The sequence below is a fragment of the Streptomyces sp. NPDC054847 genome (genome assembly GCF_053610925.1).
In genome coordinates, this window is sequence record NZ_JBSGZJ010000358.1 from 1 (window position 1) to 7,394 (window position 7,394).

General features: G+C 69.6%; 7 protein-coding genes. 1 reads left to right on the forward strand and 6 read right to left on the reverse strand.

Annotation, left to right across the window (positions count from 1 at the left end):
• Window positions 1-36: 36 nt before the first annotated feature.
• From ACWGH4_RS26990 to ACWGH4_RS27010, 5 genes are all read right to left on the reverse strand, one after another.
• A complete protein-coding gene (locus ACWGH4_RS26990; protein WP_453465520.1) occupies window positions 37-267 on the reverse strand; it encodes a hypothetical protein in 231 nt (76 codons plus the stop codon).
• Between the two features lie 137 nt (window positions 268-404).
• Window positions 405-1,730, reverse strand: a complete 1,326-nt coding sequence (locus ACWGH4_RS26995) for a hypothetical protein (protein ID WP_453465522.1) — start codon at window positions 1,728-1,730, stop codon at window positions 405-407.
• A complete protein-coding gene (locus tag ACWGH4_RS27000) occupies window positions 1,720-2,265 on the reverse strand; it encodes a DUF6114 domain-containing protein (protein WP_453465524.1) in 546 nt (181 codons plus the stop codon). Before ACWGH4_RS27000 ends, ACWGH4_RS26995 begins: the two co-directional genes overlap by 11 nt.
• Window positions 2,266-2,362: 97 nt before the next feature.
• Window positions 2,363-3,019, reverse strand: a complete 657-nt coding sequence (locus tag ACWGH4_RS27005; RefSeq protein WP_453465526.1) for a DUF6230 family protein — start codon at window positions 3,017-3,019, stop codon at window positions 2,363-2,365.
• A 717-nt stretch (window positions 3,020-3,736) separates the two neighbouring features.
• The gene (locus tag ACWGH4_RS27010) at window positions 3,737-4,705 is read right to left on the reverse strand and encodes a tetratricopeptide repeat protein (RefSeq protein WP_441266121.1); all 969 of its coding nucleotides are present in this window, start codon (window positions 4,703-4,705) and stop codon (window positions 3,737-3,739) included.
• A gap of 283 nt (window positions 4,706-4,988) precedes the next feature.
• On the opposite strand from ACWGH4_RS27010, the gene ACWGH4_RS27015 reads away from it, so the two are divergent.
• Complete coding sequence (locus tag ACWGH4_RS27015) at window positions 4,989-5,636, forward strand: TetR/AcrR family transcriptional regulator C-terminal ligand-binding domain-containing protein (RefSeq protein WP_441266122.1); 648 nt, start codon at window positions 4,989-4,991, stop codon at window positions 5,634-5,636.
• Between the two features lie 28 nt (window positions 5,637-5,664).
• On the opposite strand, the gene ACWGH4_RS27020 is transcribed toward ACWGH4_RS27015, so the two are convergent.
• Complete coding sequence (locus tag ACWGH4_RS27020; RefSeq protein ID WP_453465529.1) at window positions 5,665-7,365, reverse strand: acyl-CoA mutase large subunit family protein; 1,701 nt, start codon at window positions 7,363-7,365, stop codon at window positions 5,665-5,667.
• Window positions 7,366-7,394: the final 29 nt, after the last annotated feature.

The following is a 7,394-nucleotide window of genomic DNA, read 5'->3' on the forward strand; positions in this document are numbered from 1 at the left end:
TCGCGGTGCCGCCCCTCCATCGCTCCGGAGACGGGCTCAGGTCGTGACTTCGACTCCCTCCGTGTTCCAGGCGCGGGCGAACCCGCTGCCGCGTGCCGAGATGGTCACCATGTCGGCTCCGTAGTCGATGTCCCCAGCGATCTCACCGGGGGCGACCGGTGGCCACTCGACGTCCAGGTGCTCGCCCGGGGACAGCTCGTACTCCATCCCCGACGGTTCGAACTGCACCGTGAGCGGATCGTCCGCGGCCGCTACTCGGATCCTCATCTGCCTACCAGTTCTCCAGGATGTACTTCATCAGATCGGCCGGCTCGGGCTGGCCTCTTCCGGGAACGACTGTGGGCCGCACCCCCCTGAACGGGTGCGGCCCACAGCCTCTTTCGCGGCTCCCGGTGGTTCGGGGGTCAGCCCTTCGCGCCGGTGAAGTAGTTGTGCAGGCCGGGGACCGTCAGCGTCCCGCCGAACTGGCCGGCCTGGGTGACCTTCACGTCGGTGAACATGGCGAAGGGGACGTTCAGCGGCGGCGGGGTCTCCGGGCTGAAGGTGATCGGGATGATGCCGAAGAGGTTGCCCTTCAACTCCTCCGTGTACATGGTCACTTCACCGTCGCGGATCGTCGAGGTGGAGCCCTTGGCGGCCTCGACGTGCGCGGTCGTGCCGTTCGGGCCGACCACGAGCTGGTGCAGGTCCTTGATGTCCACGCCCGTCGCGGTGAACTTCAGAACCTTCTTGATCTTGCCGCTGCCGGTCTTGACCTCCACGATGCCGTGGTAGTCGAGGCCCGTCAGCGTGAGCATGGAGCTCTCGAGGATCCACGGGTCGTCCGGGAGCAGCGGCCGGCCGGGCTCGAGTTGGGCGTCGGCCAGGGCCTCGGGGTCCGGGGTGGGGCACGGGAAGCGCGGCTTGGCGCCGTCCGGGATGGCCTCGTCCTGCTTGGGGTCGAGTCCCTTGACGTCCTCGTCCAGCTCTTCGACCTCGGCGCCGGCCTTGTCCGCCGCGTCCTTGATCGCTTCCTTGGTCTTGTCGACCGTCTCGTCCACCGTGTCGCCCACGGCGTCGGCGGGCTTCTCCGCGGGCTCCTCCGCCGGTGCCTCCGAAGGCGCCTCCGACGGGGAGGCCGAGGGTTCCTCGGCCGGCTGCGTCGCGGTCTCGCTCGGCGACGGCGTCTCGGACGGCTCGCCCTTCAGCGTGTCGCCGATGCCGTCGATGATCTCCTTGACCTTGTCGCCCACGCCCAGCGGGTCGAGCGGGTTGGTCGACTGGCTCGGGGTGGGCTCCGGCGCGGGCGCCGCCTGCTCGGATCCGGCCGCGGAGGCGGACGGGCTCTCGGCAGGCTTCGGCTCCTGCGCCCCGTCGCCCGTTCCGGCTCCGGACGTGGGGCTCGGCGTCGGCTCCGGATCGGCCGTGTCCGAGGGGGACGGTGACTCGGACGGCTTCGCCGTCTCGGACTCCGACGCGGACGGCGACTCCGAAGGCTCGTCGGAGCGGGTCACGCACGGGCCGGGAGCGAAGGGGATGTCCTTGTCGTCGGCCAGGGCCAGCTTCGGGGTGAGCCCCATGCCGACGAAGACGGCGGTGGGCATCGCGGCCAGGGCTATCGCCTTGCTCGCGGGCATCTGGAACTTGTGGAACAGAGACTTCCTGGGCGCGGCGTGGCGCGGCCCCTTTCTCTCCCGCGAGCCGTCGCCGCCCGCGTCCGCGGTCAGCGGTGGTGTCACGTCACCCGGCACTGTTCCTCCCGCCGTTGCCTTCGATGGATGTCTCGTGCATGTCCGCGCCGAAGCCGTCACGCTGCTCCGGTACGGCGGGGCTGTCGGGCGCGGCCTGCTGGACGGCGGGCGCCTCGTCGGCGCTCACGGGCTTCCCGGGCGCCCACGACAGCGAGAGCGCGCCGCCCGTGAGGGACAGGACGAACCCGATGATGAAGCCGCCCAGATTGGCGATCGGAAGGGACACCAGCGCCAGGAGAATCGTGGCGACACCCGCGAACACCCGTACGATGTGCTGGAACCACATCGTCAGACCCAGCGTCACCAGCAGCACGCCGATGATCAGCGAGCCGGCCCCCGCCGTCGTCTGCATCGCGAGGTTCATGTGGCCGATTTTGAAGGTCGCATACGGGAAGTAGGCGATGGGGATCCCGCCGAGCAGGGTCAGCAGACCCGCCCAGAAGGGCCGCTGCCCCCGCCAGGTACGGAAGTTCCGCCGGAGGACGCGGATGTAGTGCTCGTCCCGCCCCTGTGACACTGCAGTCTCGGCGCTCATGGAAAACAGCTCCCTGGTACTGGCGTTGCTGTGTGAAGAGAGTGGCGGGCGGGCGAAGCTGCCAGAGTCTCACCCGCCCGCCCGGACGGGGCTACCGTCAGTAGCACTCGACCTTGGGGCCGTCGCCCTTGTGCAGGCGCATGCTCAGACCGCTGAGCTCGAAGGTGCCGGCGGTCGTCGCCCACGCCTTCTGCTCGACACCGGTCAGCTCGACCTCTTCCGCCTGCTGGGCGAACCCGTTGGGCAGGATCGAGGTGTCCTTGACCGCCGGGCCCTTGCCGGTGCCCGGGTTGTCGGTGTCCTTGGCCGCGACGCCGATGTCGATGTTCTTGAACTTGGCGTTCGCGTCCAGCTCGGACACGTCCAGGTAGAGCTTCTCGGCCTGGACGGCCGTGCCCTTGTCGCCGGCCGTCAGCTTCAGCGTGATCTTGCCGACGAACGGGACGTCGGTGACCACCGACTGGCACATCTTGGTGATCGACGCGTTCTTGAAGGTCGAGATCGCAACGGGGTGCGCGACCTTCTCGTCACCCTTGAGGTCCTTGTACCCCATGTCGACGCCGCCGTACTGGGAGAACCCAGTTCCGACGAGCTTTCCGGCCGTGACCTTGAACTCCTGGCCCGACACCGCGAAGGACGCGGCGAGCGCCCCCTGTGCCAGGCCGACGCCTATCGCAGCCGTCGCGGCCACGCTCGGCACCATGACAAGGGCGAACCGCTTCCATCTGGTTCCACCGCGAGCCATAGACTCCATGACTTTCCTCCTTCTCGGACGTACATCTCCGGTCCGGACCCGCGGGCCCGTCCTGGGATGGGAGAAGTGCTACGTCCTCGGGAAGGAGAGCGCCTGGTCTTCAGGCGCGACGTGCGTCCGAAGAACACCGGCGATCACCCCCGAGCGACAACCACTGGTCGCGCCTGACTCGTCACGCACAACCTGCCGGACAGGCCCTGCCGTTCTGTGGCAGGAACCCCCCTGTCCGCGACCGGCGCCTGGGACGCCGATCGGCCCGGTGGGGACCCAATGGGCCGCGGCACGACTGGGAGCCGGGCTGGTGCGGTATTGGACCGAGCGTCGCCGATCGTGGTCCATTCCACGCCAGGGCGCAAGGGGGTTCGTTACTGGCTAGTAACGGCCTGATAACCACGCCACGACCGCGCGATGTCGCGCGAGCACGCTGGGTGCCGTCCGCACCGCCGACACAGAGGGCGATAGCCATCGATAACCGGACAGAACAAGGCCGTTGCTGTACTCGGAGTAACCCGGCCACCCGTTTACCAAGTTTTGGCAAAGCCGCGCCGCGTTTTGTCACTGTGTCGCCAAAACGGCGGTGACGCCGTGTCAGCGCCACCGCCGCAAATCCGTCAGAACGCCACCCTCAGGACACCCTTGTCATAACGGCTGTCAATGAACGTCCGGCCGGGGCCCGGTGAGACGCCGCCGAAACCTCAGCGACATCACAGGAGTGGCTCAGAAGAGCACCCGCGCGAGCGCCTGCCGGGCCGCCGTCACCCGCGGGTCGTCCTGACCGACCACCTCGAAGAGTTCCAGCAGCCGCACCCGTGCCGTGTCGCGCTCGTCCCCGGCGGTGCGCCGCACCGTCTCCACGAGCCGGCCGAAGGCGTCCTCGACGTGTCCGCCGACGAGGTCCAGGTCCGCGGCGGCGATCTGCGCCGTGGCGTCGGCCGGGTCGGCGGCAGCGGCGTCGCGGACCTTCTGCGGGTCCATGTCCTTCACGCGGCCGAGGAGTTCGGCCTGCGCGAGGCCGAGCTTCGCCTCCGTGTTGCCCGGGTCGTCGGACAGCACGTTCTTGTACGCCTGGACCGCGCCGCCGAAGTCGCCCGCGTCCAGGGCCTGCACGGCCGCTTCCAGCAGTGCGTCGTAAGGGCCGGCCGGGGCGGGGGCCTGTGCGGTCTCCCCCGAGGCGTCCGGGTCGACCACGATGCCGGTGAGGCCGAAGCGCTCCTCGGCCACCTGCACCAGCTGGTCCAGCGTCTGGCGGATCTGCGCCTCCGGCGCGGCGCCCTGGAAGAGGGGCAGCGCCTGGCCGGCCACCACCGCGAACACCGCGGGGATGCCCTGGATCCCGAACTGCTGCATCAGCATCTGGTTGGCGTCGACGTCGACCTTGGCGAGAACGAACCGGCCGTTGTACTCCGTGGCGAGGCGCTCCAGCAGCGGGCCGAGCTGCTTGCACGGCTCGCACCACTCGGCCCAGAAGTCGATGACGACCGGGACCTCGGTGGAGCGCTGCAGGACGTCGCGCTCGAAGCGCGCCTCGTCGGTGTCGATCACCAGGCCGGCAGGGGACACGGCTTGACCGCCACCCTGACGGGCGGCCTCGGCCCTCGCCTGCTCCGCCTTCGCCTTGGCCTCATTGGCCGCCTTCACCGCGGCGAGGTCGACGACGCCGCTCATGGACATGTTCCTAGGCTGCATGAGTACATCCTCCCCCTTCCGCGCGCACAAATGAAAAGCCGCTCTCCCCGGCCGTCGGCAGGCGGCCCCGGGGTGCGACCCCTCCGTCGACCGTGATCGACTCGGCGGCCGGTCCTGCGATTCCGAGATGTCGGCGCCGGGTCCCCACCATGGCGCCTGTGGTTGTCGCGACGAGCCGGTCAGAGGCTTTCGCTACGGGTCGTAGCGTATCTGCGTGGGTCCGGCAGTGTGAAGCATTTTCCGGTGAGCTGCCTCACAGCCTCCTTTCTCCTTACCGGCGGGTATGGTCGCGGGCATGTCCAGCAGCACCCACCCCGCAGCACCCCGTACCGGTCGTACGGGACGGCCTCGCAGCGCCGAGGCCGATACGGCGATCCTGGAGGCGACCCGCGCCTCCCTCGTCGAGCTGGGGTGGTCGAAGCTGACCATGGGGGACGTCGCCACGCGGGCGGGGGTCGCCAAGACCACGCTGTACCGCCGCTGGGCGAACAAGAACGAGCTGGTCGTCGACGCCGTGGCCGTCCTCTTCGACGAGCTCGAACTCGCCGACCGCGGCAGCCTGGTCGCGGACGTGGAGGGTGTGGTGCTCCAGTTCGCCGAGTTGCTCGGGCAGCCCGAGACCAAGACGGCCCTGATGGGCGTCGTCGCGGAGTCCACCTGCGACGAGGCGCTGCGGACACGCATCCGGTCGGCGATCGTCGAGCGGCAGAAGCGGCTCGTCGTCGAGGGCCGGGAACGCGCTCAGGCCCGCGGCGAGCTTCCGTACGAGGCCGACCCCGAGGCGGAGGCCCGCAACACGGACCTGATCTTCGACGTGGTGGCCGGCGCGGTGGTCCACCGGGCGCTGGTGAGCGCGCAGCCGGTGGACGCTGAGTGGGCGCGGCGGTTCACGTCGCTGCTGGTGTCGGGCCTCGCCGCCCTGCCCCGCTGAGCCGGGCGGCGAGGGGCCCGCGACGGGCTCAGAAGCCGGGCGGCTCCGTGTAGATGCCCCACTCGTCGCGCAGGGCGTCGCAGATCTCGCCCAGCGTGGCCTCCGCCCGTACGGCGTCGAGCATCGGCGCGATCATGTTGGAACCGTCGCGCGCGGCGGTCAGCATCGCCTCCAGCGAGGACCGCACGAGCGCCTCGTCGCGGCCGGCCTTGCGATCGGCCAGGACCCGCACCTGCTCGCGTTCGACCTCGTGGCTGACCCGCAGGATCTCCAGGTCGCCGGTGACGGAGCCGGTCGCGGTGTTGACGCCGACGACCTTCTTGTCGCCCTTCTCCAGGGACTGCTGGTAGCGGAACGCGGACTCGGCGATCTCGCCGGTGAACCAGCCGTCCTCGATGCCACGCAGGATGCCGGAGGTGATCGGGCCGATCGGGTGCTGCCCGTCGGGGTGGGCCCGGCGGCCGCGTTCCCTGATCTGGTCGAAGATCTTCTCCGCGTCGGCCTCGATGCGGTCGGTGAGCTGCTCCACGTACCAGGAACCGCCCAGCGGGTCGGCGACGTTGGCGACGCCGGTCTCCTCCATCAGCACCTGCTGGGTGCGCAGCGCGATCTCGGCGGCCTGCTCGCTGGGCAGTGCGAGGGTCTCGTCGAGGGCGTTGGTGTGCAGGGAGTTGGTACCGCCGAGGACCGCGGACAGTGCCTCGACCGCCGTGCGCACCACGTTGTTGTACGGCTGCTGGGCGGTGAGCGAGACACCGGCGGTCTGGGTGTGGAAGCGCAGCCACTGGGCCTTGTCGGTCTTCGCGCCGTACACCTCCTTCATCCAGCGGGCCCAGATCCGGCGTGCGGCGCGGAACTTGGCGATCTCCTCGAAGAAGTCGAGGTGCGCGTCGAAGAAGAAGGACAGGCCGGGGGCGAAGGTGTCGACGTCCAGGCCGCGGGAGAGGCCCAGCTCCACGTAGCCGAAGCCGTCGGCGAGGGTGTACGCGAGCTCCTGTGCGGCCGTCGCGCCGGCCTCACGGATGTGGTAGCCGGAGACCGACAGCGGCTTGTACGCGGGGATGCCCTGCGCACAGTGCTCCATCAGGTCGCCGATCAGGCGCAGATGCGGCTCGGGCTGGAAGAGCCACTCCTTCTGCGCGATGTACTCCTTGAAGATGTCGGTCTGCAGCGTGCCGTTCAGGACGGCCGGGTCGACGCCCTGGCGCTCAGCGGCGACCAGGTACATGCAGAAGACGGGCACGGCGGGACCGGAGATGGTCATCGACGTCGTCACGTCGCCGAGCGGGATGTCCTTGAAGAGGACCTCCATGTCGGCGGCGGAGTCGATGGCGACACCGCAGTGGCCGACCTCGCCGAGCGAGCGCGGGTCGTCGGAGTCGCGGCCCATCAGGGTCGGCATGTCGAAGGCGACGGAGAGCCCGCCGCCGCCGGCGGCCAGGATCATCTTGTAGCGCTCGTTGGTCTGCTCGGCGTTCCCGAAGCCGGCGAACTGGCGGATGGTCCAGGTGCGGCCCCGGTAGCCGGTGGGATGCAGTCCGCGGGTGAAGGGGTACTCACCGGGCCAGCCGATGCGCTCGAACCCCTCGTAGTGGTCCCCGGGCCGGGGGCCGTACACGGGCTCGACCGGGTCCCCGGAGAGCGTGGTGAAGTCGGCGTCCCGCTTGCGGGCCTTGTCGTAACGGGCCTGCCAGCGTCGGCGGCCTTCCTCGATCGCGTCAGCGTCCATACTCCAAATTTACTAGGACGTCCTAGTAA

What these genes read in the sequence shown, in the direction of transcription:
- ACWGH4_RS26990 (WP_453465520.1), bottom strand. Translation starts at nt 267, where the DNA reads ATGAGGATCCGAGTAGCGGCCGCGGACGATCCGCTCACGGTGCAGTTC.
- ACWGH4_RS27005 (WP_453465526.1), bottom strand. Translation starts at nt 3,019, where the DNA reads ATGGAGTCTATGGCTCGCGGTGGAACCAGATGGAAGCGGTTCGCCCTT.
- ACWGH4_RS27020 (WP_453465529.1), bottom strand. Translation starts at nt 7,365, where the DNA reads ATGGACGCTGACGCGATCGAGGAAGGCCGCCGACGCTGGCAGGCCCGT.
- ACWGH4_RS27015 (WP_441266122.1), top strand. Translation starts at nt 4,989, where the DNA reads ATGGTCGCGGGCATGTCCAGCAGCACCCACCCCGCAGCACCCCGTACC.
- ACWGH4_RS27000 (WP_453465524.1), bottom strand. Translation starts at nt 2,265, where the DNA reads ATGAGCGCCGAGACTGCAGTGTCACAGGGGCGGGACGAGCACTACATC.
- ACWGH4_RS27010 (WP_441266121.1), bottom strand. Translation starts at nt 4,705, where the DNA reads ATGCAGCCTAGGAACATGTCCATGAGCGGCGTCGTCGACCTCGCCGCG.